The sequence below is a fragment of the Streptomyces sp. ICBB 8177 genome (assembly GCF_003144095.1).
Taxonomy (GTDB): Bacteria; Actinomycetota; Actinomycetes; order Streptomycetales; family Streptomycetaceae; genus Streptantibioticus_D.
In genome coordinates, this window is record NZ_NSKH01000002.1 from 350,727 (window position 1) to 366,621 (window position 15,895).

11 protein-coding genes are annotated in these 15,895 nt (G+C 72.9%); 4 read left to right on the top strand and 7 right to left on the bottom strand.

Features of this window, described 5'->3' with window-relative positions; genetic code table 11:
* Positions 1–23 precede the first annotated feature (23 nt).
* The 3 genes from CK485_RS01965 to CK485_RS01975 all read left to right on the top strand — a co-directional run bounded on the left by CK485_RS01965 (position 24) and on the right by CK485_RS01975 (position 4,864).
* Positions 24–845 (top strand): TIGR03619 family F420-dependent LLM class oxidoreductase, encoded by an 822-nt coding sequence (locus CK485_RS01965; protein ID WP_109446563.1) that lies wholly within the window; start codon positions 24–26, stop codon positions 843–845.
* A gap of 147 nt (positions 846–992) precedes the next feature.
* Positions 993–3,602 (top strand): bifunctional FO biosynthesis protein CofGH, encoded by a 2,610-nt coding sequence (locus CK485_RS01970; protein WP_109446142.1) that lies wholly within the window; start codon positions 993–995, stop codon positions 3,600–3,602.
* A gap of 173 nt (positions 3,603–3,775) precedes the next feature.
* A complete protein-coding gene (locus tag CK485_RS01975; protein WP_109446143.1) occupies positions 3,776–4,864 on the top strand; it encodes an ADP-ribosylglycohydrolase family protein in 1,089 nt (362 codons plus the stop codon).
* A 109-nt stretch (positions 4,865–4,973) separates the two neighbouring features.
* On the opposite strand, the gene CK485_RS01980 is transcribed toward CK485_RS01975, so the two are convergent.
* From CK485_RS01980 to CK485_RS01995, 4 genes are all read right to left on the bottom strand, one after another.
* Positions 4,974–5,867, bottom strand: coding sequence for a DUF72 domain-containing protein (locus CK485_RS01980; protein WP_109446145.1), 894 nt, complete (start codon positions 5,865–5,867; stop codon positions 4,974–4,976).
* Between the two features lie 141 nt (positions 5,868–6,008).
* Complete coding sequence (locus tag CK485_RS01985) at positions 6,009–6,227, bottom strand: DUF397 domain-containing protein (RefSeq protein ID WP_109446147.1); 219 nt, start codon at positions 6,225–6,227, stop codon at positions 6,009–6,011.
* Between the two features lie 168 nt (positions 6,228–6,395).
* Positions 6,396–7,253, bottom strand: a complete 858-nt coding sequence (locus CK485_RS01990) for a helix-turn-helix transcriptional regulator (RefSeq protein WP_109446149.1) — start codon at positions 7,251–7,253, stop codon at positions 6,396–6,398.
* A gap of 300 nt (positions 7,254–7,553) precedes the next feature.
* The gene (locus tag CK485_RS01995) at positions 7,554–8,264 is read right to left on the bottom strand and encodes a GPP34 family phosphoprotein (protein ID WP_109446151.1); all 711 of its coding nucleotides are present in this window, start codon (positions 8,262–8,264) and stop codon (positions 7,554–7,556) included.
* A 506-nt stretch (positions 8,265–8,770) separates the two neighbouring features.
* On the opposite strand from CK485_RS01995, the gene CK485_RS02000 reads away from it, so the two are divergent.
* Positions 8,771–10,693 (top strand): D-alanyl-D-alanine carboxypeptidase, encoded by a 1,923-nt coding sequence (locus CK485_RS02000; RefSeq protein ID WP_342673447.1) that lies wholly within the window; start codon positions 8,771–8,773, stop codon positions 10,691–10,693.
* A gap of 78 nt (positions 10,694–10,771) precedes the next feature.
* Here the strand turns inward: CK485_RS02000 and CK485_RS02005 are convergent, their stop codons facing one another.
* From CK485_RS02005 to CK485_RS02015, 3 genes are all read right to left on the bottom strand, one after another.
* Complete coding sequence (locus tag CK485_RS02005; RefSeq protein ID WP_241968067.1) at positions 10,772–11,479, bottom strand: rhomboid-like protein; 708 nt, start codon at positions 11,477–11,479, stop codon at positions 10,772–10,774.
* 94 nt (positions 11,480–11,573) lie between these two features.
* On the bottom strand, positions 11,574–13,232 hold the full coding sequence (gene pgi / locus CK485_RS02010) for a glucose-6-phosphate isomerase (RefSeq protein WP_109446155.1): 1,659 nt from the start codon (positions 13,230–13,232) through the stop codon (positions 11,574–11,576).
* A 59-nt stretch (positions 13,233–13,291) separates the two neighbouring features.
* The gene (locus CK485_RS02015; RefSeq protein WP_109446157.1) at positions 13,292–15,691 is read right to left on the bottom strand and encodes a heavy metal translocating P-type ATPase; all 2,400 of its coding nucleotides are present in this window, start codon (positions 15,689–15,691) and stop codon (positions 13,292–13,294) included.
* Between the last annotated feature and the right edge of the window lie 204 nt (positions 15,692–15,895).

A 15,895-nucleotide genomic window follows, 5' to 3' on the forward strand; every position in this document is an offset into this window, starting at 1 on the left:
GCCCCCGTTCACCGGAGGTGCTCGTGCGGATCGCTGTCGGCGGGTTTCTGACCGACGAGACCATTCGGCCCGTGCGGCTCGCGCGGGAGTTGGAGGAGCGCGGGTTCTGCGGGCTCTACCTGCCCGAGCACACGCACATCCCCGTCAGCCGCGACACCCCCGCGCCGATGGGAGAGCCGCTGCCCCGGGAGTACGGGCGCACACTCGACCCCTTCGTCGCGCTGGCCGCCGCCGCGGCCGTCATCGAGCGGATCGGCCTCGGCACCGGCGTCGCCCTCGTCGCGCAGCGCGACCCCATCGTGCTCGCGAAGGAGGCCGCCACGCTCGACCTGCTCTCCGGCGGCCGGTTCACCCTCGGCGCCGGCCTCGGGTGGAACGAGGAGGAAGCACGCGACCACGGCGTCGACTGGCCGCGCAGGCGGACCGCCGTCCGCGACAAGCTCGCCGTGATGCGCGCCTTGTGGGCCGCCGAACCCACGGCGTACGAGGGTGAGTTCGCCTCCGTCAGCGCCAGCGACGCCCACCCCAAGCCGCACCGCCCCGTCCCCGTGCTGCTCGGCGGCGCCGCCGGACCCCGGCTCTTCGCCGACATCGCCGCCCACGCCGACGGCTGGCTGCCCCTCGGCGGGCGCGGACTCGACGAGTCCGTCCCCCGCCTGCACCACGCCTGGCAGGCCGCCGGACGCACCGGCGAACCCCGCGTCGTCCCCTACGGCCTGCGCCCCACCCACGACAAACTCGCCCGCCTGAGCGACCTGGGGATCACGGAGGCCGTCCTGCACCTGCCGGCCGCCGGCACGCAGGAGGTCCTGCGGACACTGGACGAGTACGCCCAGTTCCTGTAGCCGCCCACCGGGGCGCCCGCCCCGCCCGCCTGACCCCGGCGCGCCCCACCCCGGCGCCCCACCCCTCGAATATTCCTTTCCCACCTGTGACGAAGCGCGCAGCGCGGCCCCTCCGCCGCTGTCAGCGGTCGCTTCTATGCTCGGATCATGAACAGCAGCAGCCTGCCGGGACGCCCGCCCGAGGAGCCGACGCCGACCGCCAACGCGATGCGCCGCGCGCTGGGCCGGGTGCGTTCCGGGGTCGCGCTGGACGTGTCCGAGGCCGCGGTGCTGCTGCGGGCGCGCGGTGACGACCTCGACGCGCTGACCCGGGCCGCCGCGCGCGTGCGGGACGCCGGCCTGGACGCCGCCGGCCGCCCCGGCGTCATCACGTACGCGCGCAACGTCTTCATCCCGCTCACCCGCCTGTGCCGCGACAAGTGCCACTACTGCACCTTCGTGACCGCCCCCGGCAAGCTGCGCAGAGCCGGGCACGGGATGTTCCTGTCCCCGGACGAGGTGCTGGACATCGCCCGGCGCGGTGCGGAAGCGGGCTGCAAGGAAGCGCTGTTCACCCTCGGCGACAAGCCGGAGGACCGCTGGCCCGAGGCCCGCGAATGGCTCGACGCGCACGGTTACGACGACACGATCGCGTACGTGCGGGCCATGGCGATCCGCGTGCTGGAGGAGACCGGTCTGCTGCCGCACCTCAACCCGGGTGTGCTGTCGTGGACGGACTTCCAGCGGCTGAAGCCCGTCGCCGGTTCCATGGGCATGATGCTGGAGACCACCGCGACCCGGCTGTGGTCCGAGCCGGGCGGCCCGCACCACGGCTCGCCCGACAAGGAGCCCGCGGTCCGGCTGCGGGTGCTCCAGGACGCCGGGCGCACCAACGTGCCGTTCACCACCGGCATCCTGATCGGCATCGGTGAGACGTACGCCGAACGCGCCGAGTCGCTCTTCGCCATCCGCTCGGTCGCCCGGCAGTACCACGGCGTGCAGGAGGTCATCGTCCAGAACTTCCGCGCCAAGCCGGACACCGCGATGCGCGGCATGCCGGACGCGGACCTGGACGACCTGGTCGCCGCGATCGCCGTCGCCCGGATCGTCCTCGGCCCCTCCGCCCGCATCCAGGCCCCTCCCAACCTGGTCGCGGGCGAGTACGCGCGCATGATCGCGGCGGGCATCGACGACTGGGGCGGCGTCTCACCGGTCACCCCGGACCACGTGAGCCCCGAGCACCCCTGGCCGCACATCGACGAACTGCGCGCCCGCACCGCCGAGTCGGGCTTCCGGATGCGCGAGCGCCTCACCGTCTACCCGGAGTTCGTCCGCCGCGGCGAGCCCTGGCTCGACCCGCGCGTACTGCCCCACGTGAACGCCCTGGCCGAACCGGAAACCGGGCTGGCCAGGGAGGACGCCGTGCCGCACGGCCTGCCCTGGCAGGAGCCGGAGGAGACCTTCAGCGCGACCGCGGGCGGCAGCGGCCGCACCGACCTGCACACCGCCATCGACACCGAGGGCCGCTCCAGCGACCGCCGCGAGGACTTCGACGAGGTCTACGGCGACTGGGAGGCCCTGCGCGAGCAGGCCGCGTCCGCGCCCGACCGCATCGAGGCGGACGTCCGCGCCGCGCTGGCCACCGCCGCCGACGACCCGACCCGGCTGACCGACGCCGAGGCGCTGGCCCTCCTGCACGCGGACGGGCCCGCGCTGGACGCGTTGTGCCGCATCGCGGACGACGTGCGCCGCGACACCGTCGGCGACGACGTGACGTACATCGTCACGCGGAACATCAACTTCACCAACGTCTGCTACACCGGCTGCCGTTTCTGCGCCTTCGCCCAGCGGCGCACCGACGCCGACGCCTACACCCTGTCCATCGGCCAGGTCGCCGACCGCGCCGCGCAGGCCTGGGAGGTCGGCGCGACGGAGGTGTGCATGCAGGGCGGCATCCACCCGGACCTGCCCGGCACCGCGTACTTCGACATCGCCCGCGCCGTCAAGGAACGCGTCCCGGGCATGCACGTGCACGCGTTCTCGCCGATGGAGGTCGTCAACGGCGCGACGCGGACCGGCATGTCGGTGCGCGACTGGCTGACCGCCGCCAAGGAGGCGGGCCTGGACTCCATCCCGGGCACCGCCGCCGAGATCCTCGACGACGAGGTGCGCTGGGTCCTCACCAAGGGCAAGCTGCCCGCCGCCACCTGGGTCGAGGTCGTCACCACCGCGCACGAACTGGGCATCCGCTCCTCGTCCACGATGATGTACGGCCACGTGGACCAGCCGCGGCACTGGCTGGGCCACCTGCGGCTGCTCGCCCGCATCCAGCAGCGGACAGGTGGTTTCACCGAGTTCGTGACCCTGCCGTTCATCCACACCAACGCGCCGGTCTACCTCGCCGGGATCGCCAGGCCGGGACCGACCACCCGCGACAACCGCGCGGTGACGGCGATGGCCCGCCTGCTGCTGCACCCGCACATCCCCAACATCCAGACCAGCTGGGTCAAGCTCGGCACCGAGGGCGCCGCCGAGATGCTCCGCTCCGGCGCCAACGACCTGGGCGGGACGCTGATGGAGGAGACCATCTCCCGGATGGCCGGGTCGAGTTACGGCTCGTACCGCTCGATCCGCGACCTGGTCGCCATTGCCGAGGCGGCCGGACGCCCGGCGCGGCAGCGCACCACGACGTACGGCGAGGTCTCCGAGGAGCGGCGGGCCGCCGGGCTGGCCTCCGACGGCCACCTGCCGCAACTGCTGCCGGTCGTCGGCGACTAGCGGCCAACGGCGGGCAGAGCGGGAGGCGGTGCCGCCCGGCTGCCGTCCGCCCGCCTGCGGTCCACCCGGCTCGCGTTCGTGCGCCGCGCGCCGTACGCCTGGCCGAGGCTGACCTGTGCATTACACCGTTCCATTACAGTGCTGCGCGCCGGACCGGGGAGGGGAGCACCACCGTGAACGAGATATGGGGACGGGCACAGCAACAGGACTTCCGCAGCCGGGTGCGCGGATGTCTGCTGGGCGGGGCGATCGGCGACGCGCTGGGCGCGGGCATCGAGTTCGACTCGCTGGACGCCATCCGCCGCACCCACGGGGACGCGGGCGTGACCGACTACGTGCCGGCCTTCGGCAGGCGCGGCGCGATCACCGACGACACCCAGATGACGATGTTCACGATGGAGGGCCTGATCCGGGCGCACGTACGCCGGGACGCCGGAGTGTGGCACCCGCCGACCGACGTGCACCGGGCTTACCTGCGCTGGGCGAGCACGCAGGCCGACTGGGGGCCGGACGAACGCAAGAAGGACCAGGGCTGGCTGGCCCGCGAGGAGTGGCTCTACTCCCGCAGGGCGCCCGGGCAGGCGTGCCTGAGCGGGCTGGGCGACGAGCGGATGGGGACGCCGGCCGCGCCGAAGAACCCGCAGTCCAAGGGGTGCGGAACGGTGATGCGCTCGGCGCCCTTCGGCCTGCTGGTCGGCTGGGAGCCGGGACTGGTCTTCCAGCTCGCGGTGGAGTGCGCCGCGCAGACCCACGGGCATCCCACCGGATATCTGGCGGCGGGTGCCTTCGCGGTCATCGTGCACGCGCTGGCACACGGCGAGCCGCTGGACGCCGCCGTGCAGCGGGCGCTGGCCCAACTGGCACCGCAGCCCGGCCACGAGGAGACCACGGAGGCGCTGCGCGCGGCGCTGGGCGCGGTGCGGCAGGGGCTGCCCACGCCGGAACGCGTGCAGTCGCTGGGGGAGGGCTGGACGGCGGAGGAGGCGCTGGCCATCGGGGTGTACTGCGCGCTGGTCGCCGAAGACGTGCGCCACGGGCTGCTGCTGGCCGTCAACCACTCCGGCGACAGCGACTCGACGGGCTCGATCTGCGGCAACCTCCTGGGCGTCCAGCACGGCGAGACGGCGCTGCCGCCCGCGTGGGTGGTCGAACTGGAGGGACGCGGCGCGCTGTTGACGCTGGCGGACGACTTCGCCATGGAGATGACGCAGTCGGCGGGCCTGCACAGCGACGGCTGGCTGCGCCGCTACCCGAACGCGTGAGGCGGGCCGCAACGTGAGGGCGTGAGGCAGGCCGTCACGTGAAGGCGGCAGACGCCCCGTCACGTGAGGAGCGGCAGACGCCCCGTGAAGAGGCGCGCGCCGCCGCCGCTCAGCCCGGAGCCGGGGCCCCGGACGTCGTGGCACGCGCCGCCAGCTCGCGCATCGTCTCCGCCGCACGGACCGCCGCCGTGCCGCAGCAGTTGTTGAAGACCAGGTGGACGCTGTCCGCCTGCCGGGCCAGCGCGTCGATACGCGGCAGCCACGACTCCAACTCCTCGGTGCCGTACGCGTGACGGAAGCGGTCCTCCTTGCTGCCCGTGCCCCAGGAAGGACTGCGGCCGTGGAAGCGGACCACGGCCGGGCCGGGAGCGGTGACCCACGGCGGCGTGACCGGGCCCTCGACCGTGTCGACGGAGACGGCCGCACAGCGCAGGTCGGCCAAAGTGCGGGCGGTGTGCTCGCGGCGGCCGGGCCGCCACCAGTCGGGATGCCGGAACTCCACCGCCATCGGCCGGTCCCCGATGCGTTCGCGGCACAGGGCGAGGTGCGCCGTCGCGCGCGGGCCCGGGGCGAACCAGGGCGGGAACTGGAAGAGCAGGGTGCCCAGCCGCCCGGCCCGCCGCAGCGGCTCCACCCCGTCGAGGAACCTGCGCCACACCTCGTCCACCACACCCCGCGGCACGTCGCCGGGGCGCAGCATCCGCTGCGGGCGCCCGGACGGCCGCAGCGCGGCGGGCAGCGCGGCGATCCGGGTCGGGTGGCCGGTCATCAGGGAGAACGCCTTGACGTCGAAGACGAAGCCGTCCGGCGTCCGTTCGGCCCACAGCGCGCTGTTGCGGGCGCTCGGCAGGCCGTAGTAGGTGGCGTCGACCTCGACCACCGGGAAACGGCTCGCGTAGTACCGCAACCGGCTCTCCGCGTCGCGGGCGGAGGGCGGGTACCAGCCGCTGTCCAGCAGGGCGCGGTCGGTCCACGAGCAGGTGCCGACGAGTATCCGGTCCATGACCGGCGCCTACCCGGGCGAAGGCGCGGAATGTACCGGGCCGTCAGAGGAGCGGCCCCCACGGGGAAGGCGGGCGTGGGTGAGCCCCCTCGACCAGGACGGCGGCCAGACGAGAGGGCTCGGGGGTACTGCCGCGCGGCGTCAGCCGCGGTCGAACGCGCCTGCCTCGACGTCGGCCACGAACGCCGTCCACGCCTGCGAGGAGAAGGAGAGCGCGGGGCCCTGCGGGTCCTTGGAGTCGCGCACCGCGATCGTCCGCGGGCCCGGGGCGCGGACCTCCACGCAGTCGCCGTGCGCACCCGAGTACGACGACTTCTTCCATGCCGCGGTGACACCGTGCCGGCTCGGCTGCTTGATCATTTCAGCTCCGGGTGTGTGAGTGGCCTGAGAGGCGGTTGACGCCCTCGTGACGCGGATGACGCTACCGGCCAACATCAGTCTCCGGAGGGGCTGTTCACTCGACCGGATGGCATATTCCGCTTCGGGCCACCGAAGGCCGTGCGTACGGTGTAACCTGCGGCCTTCGCGCTACTGGGCGTATTCCTCGGCGAGTTCGATGATGAACTGCCGCGACTGGTCGGGCCCGAGCGCCAGCGCCCTCAAGTGCTCGTACATCATGCTGTAGTCGTGTACGTCGTTGGGCTTCTCCAGGTACAGGTCGCTGGTGACGCCCTCCAGGTAGACCACCGTCGCGTCGGACGCGTCCTCGAACTCCAGGATCGCGAACTTCCCGTACATGCCCGGGTGAGCGCCGACGCTGTACGGCAGCACCTGAAGCGTGACGTGCGGCATCGAGCTGCACTTGACCAGATGCTGCATCTGGTCGCTCATGATGCGCTCGTCCCCGGTCACCCGGCGCAGCGCGGCCTCGTCGACCACCGCCCAGTACCGCATCGGGTTGACCGGGTCGGTGATGCGGTCCTGCCGCTTGAGCCGCACCTTGGTGCGCTTCTCGATCTCGGCGGTGGTGTTCTCCGGCCACATGCCCTCGATGACCGCCCGGGCGTACTCCGGCGTCTGGAGCAGCCCCGGCACGACCAGCGACTCGTAGACGCGCAGTGAGGCGGCGTCGGTCTCCAGGCCGATGTAGACGCTGTACGGGACGTCGCCGAAGGCGTGCCACCAGCCCTGCTGGCGCGACTCCTTGGCCATCTGCATCAGCGAGTCCACGACCCGGTGGTCCTCGACCCCGTAGACGCCGCACAGGTCGCGCACGTCGCGCTGGCTGATGCTGCGCCGGCCGTTCTCCAGGCGGCTGATCTTCGACTGCGACACCAGCAGGCGCGCGGCGACCTCCTCGGCCGTCATGCCCTTCTGCTCACGCAGCTTGCGCAGCTCCGAGCCCAGCCGGCGCCGCCTGACAGTTGGATTGACGCTGGACGCCACGACCCGCACCTTTCGCCTACGACCGACCCGCGTACGACCAGCCGCGCCCGGGCTCGCGCACCGGCGCTTTGTACTACGGGTGTACTACCGGTCAGCAGCCTGCCACCAACGGTGTGGCCCGCGCTGGCAAACGGGCGCAACGGTTTGGGCGGACCTTTGCCTTACGGCGGCCGAACGCCGGTCGGCCACCCCGGTTCCGGAGGGGCGCACGCCGGGACGCGCGGCGCGCCGGGCACCCTCCAACGAGGTGTCCCGGCACGCCGCGCGTCCCGGCGGTTCCGGTCTTCCGTTGTCCCGGGGTCAGCGTGCTCCGGCCCGGGCCATGCCGCGCCCGGCACCGCGCGGCGCGGCCGCGGGCCCCTGGGCGGGTGCTCGGCGGGGCTGGACGGCGACACCGTTCTGGACGTCCATCACGGCGTGCGCCACCAGGCCGCCCATGGGGTCGTACCTGATCAGGTCACGCAGGCGCGATCGCGAGGACCGGCCCTCGTTACCGGGGTAGAGATGCTTGCCGAGGCCGACCGCGTGCGCCAGCGCGGCCAGCGCCGCGGTCCGCGGGTCCGGCGGCACGCCGGTGCGGATCGCGTTGTCCAGCCGGGCGCGTATCTCCCGGCTGACCTCGCTGTCGGTCGCCTGGTAGCGGGTGGTCGGCAGCACCCCGCACATCTGGCCCGGCACGGCGTGCACCATGTCGCACCGTTCCAAGTGCGCGAGATACGTCTGGCGCAGCCCCAGCCGGGGCCCGCCGATCCAGTGGACCGCGCGCACCGGGCTGCCGCGCCTGCGCAGCAGTTCCAGCGCGGTGTCCAGAGTCGGATCACCTGTCGGCCGTGGGTGCACCACGGCGATACGATCCCCGTCAGGGGCTATTCGTCCCGCCAGGGCCAGCTCCACTAGCTGAGCCCCGGCCAGACCTAGGTCGAGCGACTGTGGCTGCGCCGTGGTCCCGGTGGCCGGGTCCAGGGCGAGCAGCAGTAGCTCCTCCGGAATTGTTCTGCGGCTCCTGCCCATCCATGCCTCCCCGCGTGGATGAATGACAGGGTGACGCCTCTCACACCGATGTGTCGAGAGTGCCTCTGCCTTATCTACGGGAACCGGTAGGTATGTCGTTCTCGTCTACCGGGTGGGTGGTGCCTGGAGGGGCGTACCGGCGGGTCGGTGGACCGGGGCACAGGGAAGCACAGGACACTGGCTTGAACACGGGTAGCGGGGCGCCGCGGCGGCGTCCCGTGCGATGTCAACGGGAGGTTTGAGTGGCGGGCGAGTCCCCCGGCAGGGCGGAAGAGCGGCAGTCGTCGGGGGAGACGGCGAAGGTGACGGCTACCGCGGATCCGCGGCTGGCGGTACGGGTGGACGGGGAGACGGTTCCCCCCGCCGCTCCCGCACCCGACGCGGAACGCGATCACGACCGCGAACGGGCTGCGGATTCGGACACGAAGCGTAGCGCATCTTCGCCGCAGGGTGACGGCGATGCGGACGATTCAACGGAAAGCGGTGCGGCGCGGGACGTCACCGAGGTGGACGACACGTCGGACACCGATACGGCGGAAGACGACGAGACGGCGGACGCGGCGGACGGCGACCCCGCCGCGGAAGACGCCTCCGGTGCCAATGCTCCCGCCGAGGACGCCTCCGGCGCGCAGGCTGTCGACCCCTCTCGTGAGAGCGGCGACGGGGACGAGGACGAGGCTTCCGGCGAGGCCGCGCCCGTAGCGGCGGCTGCCGCGAAGGCGGGAGCCGCAAGCGCGCCGGAACCGAAGGCGGAGGCTGAGGCCGAGGCAGACGAGAAGTCGGAGCCCGAGGGCGAACCGAAGGCCAAGTCCGAGGTCGAGCCCGCCGCTGGAGCCGAGGCCGCCGCCGAAGCCAAGCCCGCCCCCGCCGCTGAAGCCGAGACCGCCGCCAAGGCCGAGCCCGAGTCCGCCACCAAGGCGAAGCCCGCGCCCGCGCCTGCCACCCCGGCGAAGCCCGAACCCGAACCCGAACCCGAACCCAAGCCCGCGCCCGCGTCCAAGTCGGAGGCCGACGCCGAGCCCGAGCGAGCCCCCGAACCCGCGTCCAAGGCGAAGCCCGCCGAGCCCCCCGCCCCGGCCGCACCCTCCGCCCCCGCCGAGCCGCCCCGCGTCGAGCGGACCAAGCAGCAGCCGCTGCCCCCGGACCCGGCGGAGCCGCTGAAGCTGCTGGCCGAGCTGACGAACACGCCGCCGCCCCCGCCGACCCTGGCCCGCACACTCGTGCGCCGGGTGAAGATCTGGACGCCGCTTGTCGTGCTGCTCGCGATCGTCTTCTGCGTGGTGCAGGCGGTGCGTCCGCTGCCCACGCCGACGCTGTCGCTGACGGCCGCCCCGTCGTACACCTTCAGCGGCGGCACGCTGACCCCGCCGTGGCCGGGTCAGGGGCAGGCGGCCGTCGAGGTCCAGGGCCTGGGCGCGGTCGGCACGTACGGCGACCAGACGCCCGCGCCGACCGCGAGCATGGCCAAGACCATGACCGCGTACCTCGTGCTGCGCGACCACCCGCTGGCCAAGGGCGCCAACGGGCCGACGATCCCCATCGACGCGGAGGCCGCGCAGCAGGCCAAGAACGTCGACGAGTCGACGGTGCCGGTGCAGAAGGGCCAGACCTACACCGAGCGCCAGATGCTCGAAATGCTGATGATCCCCTCGGGCAACAACATCGCGCGCCTGCTGGGACGTTGGGACGCGGGCACCGACGACGCGTTCGTCAAGAAGATGAACTCGGCCGCGCAGCAGCTCGGGATGACCCGCACCACGTACACGGACCCCAGCGGTCTGGAGGCGACCACCAAGAGCACGGCGACCGACCAGCTGAAGGTGGCGGCCGCGGCCATGGGCATCCAGGCCTTCCGTGACGTGGTCTCCATCCCGAACATCCAGATCCCCAACGTCGGCCGGATCTTCAACAACAACAACCTGCTGGTGAACCCGGGCGTCGTCGGCATCAAGACCGGCTCGTCCACCCCGGCGGGCGGCAACCTGATGTGGGCCGCGGAGAAGAACGTCAACGGCAGGACCCAGCTGATCCTGGGCGTCGTGATGGGCCAGCAGAGCGGCACCACGGTCGACGCCAGCCTCCAGAAGGCGCTTCAGGCCAGCGACAAGCTGATCACGACCATGCAGTCGACGCTGGAGTCGGCCACCGTCGTGAAGAAGGGCGAGGTCGTCGGCTACGTCGACAACGGCCTGGGCGGCAAGGACCCGGTGGTGGCGGCCGCCGACCTCCAGGCGATCGGCTGGCCGGGCATGAAGGCGCGGCTGTCGCTGTCGGTGGACGGCAAGAAGGTGCCGCACCAGGCCGCCGCGGGCACCGACGTGGGCACCCTCAGCTTCGGCAGCGGGACCGCGAAGACGCAGGTGCCGGTGGCGTTGCAGTCGGCGATGTCCGCGCCGGGCTTCGGCGACAAGCTGACGCGTCTCGGCTGACCGAAGGCCGAGCGAAGGCCGAGCGAAGGCCGATCGAGGACAGGGCGGAAGCCCCGTTCAGGCACCGGGAGCGGCGGTTCACCCCGAGGGGGGTGCGCCGCCGCTTCCGTCGTTTCCGCCGGCGCTCCCGTCGTTCCAGTGCGCCGTGGCCCCCGGCGTACCGTGCCGGGCCGCCCACCATCGCCCCGCCGGCCAGCAGGCCATGCCCAGCAGCACCGCCGTGAAGTGGCCGACGTCGGTGAAGGTGCGGCCTTGGACGAGCGCCGCGCCGTAGAACGCGAGCACGCACAAGCCGTAGGCCCAGCGCGTCCACCGCCACGGCATCCGGAAGGTCAGCACGCCCTGCACGCCCGCCAGCGCGTACGAGACGCCGATGTCGCGCACGAACACGTCATGGTGAGGCGCGTGGCCGAAGTGGATGGCCAGCAGCAGCACGCCCTCGCTGAGGTACGTGGCGCCCACGTGCGCGACCGCGCAGACGGCGAGCCAGCGTCCGGTGCCCAGCCAGCGTTCCGCGGGCACGTGGAAGAGGTTGTAGAGCACGAAGTAGAACAGCCAGCTGCCGCCGTCGAGGTACATCGCGCTGCCGATCAGGACGCGGACCGGGTCCTTCCACAGGTTGTGGATGTTGGTGGACCGCCGCTCCAGGAAGCGGTTCTCGAAGCCGGGCGACAGGTGGCGCACCACGTGGGTGGTGATCAGCAGGATCGCCAGCCACACGAAGGTGCCCGGAGCGCGCCGGACGTAATGCCCCACCGCTCGCGGCGCCGCGCGCAGGATGCCCATGCCGCGATTATGGGCGAGCGCCCGCGAGTCGACGGCGAACGGCCCGGCGGTGCGTCAACGCACCGCCGGGCCGTCCGGCGTCACCGCGGAGCGCTCAGCGGCCGCGCAGCTCGCGGTAGCGCTTGACCAGCGCCTGGGTGGAGGCGTCCAGGCCCGGGACCTCGGCGCCCTCGGTCAGCGCGGGCTCGACCCGCTTGGCCAGGACCTTGCCCAGCTCGACGCCCCACTGGTCGAAGGAGTCGATGTTCCAGATGGCGCCCTGGGTGAAGACCTTGTGCTCGTAGAGGGCGACCAGCTGGCCGAGGACCGAGGGGGTCAGCTCCTTGGCCAGGATGGTGGTGGTCGGGTGGTTGCCGCGGAAGGTCTTGTGCGCGACCAGCTCCTCCGGGACGCCCTCGGCCCGCACCTCCTGCGGGGTCTTGCCGAACGCCAGCGCCTGCGTCTGGGCGAAGAAGTTGGCCATCAGCAGGTCGTGCTGACCGGCGAACTCGCCCAGTTCCGCGATCGGGTTGGCGAAGCCGATGAAGTCGGCGGGGATCAGCTTCGTGCCCTGGTGGATCAACTGGTAGTACGCGTGCTGCCCGTTGGTGCCCGGCGTGCCCCACACCACGGGCCCGGTCTGCCAGCGCACGTGCTCGCCCCCGCGGTCCACCGACTTGCCGTTGGACTCCATGTCGAGCTGCTGGAGGTAGGCGGTGAAGCGGGACAGGTAGTGGCTGTAGGGGAGCACCGCGTGCGACTGCGCGTCGTGGAAGTTGCCGTACCACACGCCCAGCAGGCCCAGCAGCAGCGGCGCGTTCTCGGCGGCGGGGGCGGTGCGGAAGTGCTCGTCGACCAGGTGGAAACCGGCCAGCATCTCGCGGAAGTGGTCCGGGCCGATGGCGATCATCAGCGACAGGCCGATCGCCGAGTCGTACGAGTAGCGCCCGCCGACCCAGTCCCAGAACTCGAACATGTTGTCGGTGTCGATGCCGAAGTCGGCGACCTTCTCCGCGTTGGTGGACAGCGCCACGAAGTGCTTGGCGACCGCGGCCGTGTCGCCCCCGAGGCCGTCGAGCAGCCACCTGCGGGCGGACGTGGCGTTGGTGATGGTCTCGATGGTGGTGAAGGTCTTCGACGCGATGATGAACAGCGTCTCGGCCGGGTCGAGGTCGCGTACCGCCTCGTGCAGGTCGGCGCCGTCCACGTTGGAGACGAAACGGAACGTCAACTCCCGTGCGGTGTAGGGCCGCAGCACCTCGTAGGCCATCGCGGGGCCCAGGTCGGAGCCGCCGATGCCGATGTTGACCACGGTGCGGATGCGCTTGCCGGTGTGGCCGGTCCAGGCGCCGGAGCGGACGCGGTCGGCGAAGACGGACATCTTGTTGAGGACCGAGTGCACCCTGGGCACCACGTTCTCGCCGTCGACCTCGACCACCGTGTCGAGCGGCGCGCGCAGCGCGGTGTGCAGGACGGCGCGGTCCTCGGTGACGTTGATCTTCTCGCCGCGGAACATCGCCTCGCGCAGTTCCGCCACCCGGCGTACCTCGGCCAGCTCGCGCAGCAGGGCCAGCGTCTCGTCGGTGACCAGGTGCTTGGAGTAGTCGATGTGCAGATCGCCGACGGTCAGGGTGTAGCGCTCGGCGCGCCCGGGGTCGTCGGCGAACAGCTCGCGCAGCCCCACCTCCCCCCACTGCTCGCGGTGCTTGGCCAGCGCCTCCCACTGCGGCAGCCGGTCGAGCCGTACGGAGTGGTCTGCGGCGGACTCGGGCATCGTTCGCTCCTCATGACGGGTTACGTCGTGGTACGTGTCCGGTACGGGACCGTCCTCGTTCACCCTACGTCGGAGCGGAACCCGCGCAGCCGCAGGCTGTTGCCGACCACGAAGACCGAGGAGAACGCCATCGCCGCTCCCGCGATCATCGGGTTGAGCAGCCCGGCGGCGGCCAGCGGCAGCGCGGCGACGTTGTAGCCGAAGGCCCACCACAGATTGCCCTTGATGGTGCGCAGCGTGCGCCGGGCCAGCCGGATGGCGTCGGCGGCCACCCGCAGGTCGCCGCGGACCAGGGTGAGGTCGCCCGCCTCGATGGCGGCATCGGTGCCGGTGCCCATCGCCAGGCCCAGGTCGGCGCGGGCCAGGGCGGCCGCGTCGTTGACGCCGTCGCCGACCATCGCGACCGAGCGGCCCTCGGCCTGGAGGCGAGCGACGACGGCGGCCTTCTGCTCGGGCAGCACCTCCGCGATCACCTCGTCGATGCCGACCTCGGCGGCGACCGCGTGGGCGACGCCGGCGTTGTCACCGGTGAGCAGGACCGGGGTCAGGCCCAGGGCGCGCAGCGCGCGGACGGCTTCGGCGCTGGTCGGGCGCACCGCGTCGGCGACGGCGAGGACCGCGCGGGCCCGGCCGTCCCAGCCGACGACCACGGCGGTGGCGCCGCGGGTCTCGGCGTCGGCCTTGGCGGCGCGGAGGCCTTCGGGCAGCGAGCCCGCGTCTTGGGCCGCGGGTCGGGGGGCTGAGGTCTTCGGGGCTGCTGCCCCCTCGGCCGGGCCCTTCGGCGCGGCGGCTTCCTCGGCCTTCAGCGCGGCCCGCGACGCGTCCCGCTCGCCGGTGAACAGCCGCTCGCGGCCCGCCAGGACCGCGTGCCCGTCGACCTCGCCGCGTACGCCGAGACCCGGCACGGAGGCGAACCCCGTCACCGGGGGCAGCGTGCCGGTGCGCTCGGCCGCGGCGGCGGCGATCGCGCGGGCGATCGGGTGCTCCGAGGCGTGCTCCAGTGCCCCGGCGAGGCGCAGCACGGTCTCGGCCGACTCGCCCTCGGCGAGGTGCACGCCGGTCAGCGTCATCGTGCCGGTGGTCACGGTGCCGGTCTTGTCCAGGACGATCGTGTCCACGCCACGGGTGGTCTCCAGCACCTCGGGCCCCTTGATCAGGATGCCCAGCTGGGCACCGCGACCGGTGCCGACCATCAGCGCGGTCGGCGTGGCCAGGCCCAGCGCGCACGGGCAGGCGATGATCAGCACCGCGACGGCCGCGGTGAACGCCTGGGCCGCGCCGCCTCCGCCGAACACCAGCCACCCGGCGAGCGTCGCCAGCGACAACGCGATGACGACCGGCACGAAGACCGCCGAGACCCGGTCCGCGAGCCGCTGCGCCGCCGCCTTGCCGTTCTGCGCCTCCTCCACCAGGCGGGCCATCCGGGCGAGTTGGGTGTCGGCGCCGATCCGGGTGGCCTCGACGACCAGCCTGCCGCCCGCGTTGACGGTCGCCCCGGCCACCGCGTCGCCGGGACCCACCTCGACCGGCACGGACTCGCCGGTGAGCATCGAGGCGTCCACCGCCGAGGTGCCCTCGCGCACCACGCCGTCCGTCGCGATCTTCTCCCCGGGCCGCACCACGAACCGGTCGCCGACCGCCAACTCCGCCAAGGGGACCCGGACTTCGGCGCCGTCGCGCAGCACGGCCACGTCCTTGGCGCCCAGGTGCAGCAGGGCCCGCAGCGCGGCACCGGCCCGGCGCTTGGCCCGCGCCTCGAAGTACCGCCCGGCCAGGATGAACGCGGTCACGCCCGCGGCGGCCTCCAGGTAGATGTCGCGGCCCGGATCGCCGCGGGAGACCGACAGCTCGAAGGCGTGCTTCATCCCGGGCATGCCCGCGTCGCCGAAGAACAGGGCCCACACCGACCAGCCGAACGCGGCCAGCGTGCCGACCGAGACCAGTGTGTCCATGGTGGCCGCGCCGTGCCGCAGGTTGGTCCAGGCGGCGCGGTGGAACGGCCAGGCGGCGTAGGCCACGACCGGCCCGGCCAGCGCGAGCGAGAGCCACTGCCAGTTGCGGAACTGCAGGGCCGGGACCATGGCCATCGCGATCACCGGCACGGCCAGCACGACGGCGGTCACCAGCCGCTGGCGCAACGCGGTCAGCTCGGGGTCGGCGGCCCCCGCCGCGGCGTCCGCGTCGCCCTCGCCGTCCGGCGCGGTCCGGCTGCCGGGGGCGGGGCGCGGCGGCGCGGGCAGGGTGGCGGTGTAGCCGGTGGCCTCGACGGTGGCGATCAGGTCGGCGACGGCGACCTCGGCGGAGTGCTCGACGCGGGCGCGCTCGGTGGCGTAGTTGACGCTGGCGCTGACGCCGTCCATCCGGTTGAGCTTCTTCTCGATCCGGGCCGCGCAGGACGCGCACGTCATCCCGCCGATCTCCAGCTCGGTCGCGCCCTGCGCGGTGGTCGCCGTACTCATCCCCGCTCACTCCCGTCCACGCCGCCGTCCATCGTCCGTGCCAGCTGTAACCCTATACCCCTAGGGGGTATTCCCGGAGACGCCCTCACGCTGATCGGCGTCTCTGAGCGCCCACGGCCATGGGGTCCCGGGCACGGGAAGAACCGGTGTGAACCGGTGTGGCCCCCGCACCGGGTCGGGGAATCGCCGTCGCGTCGCGTCGCG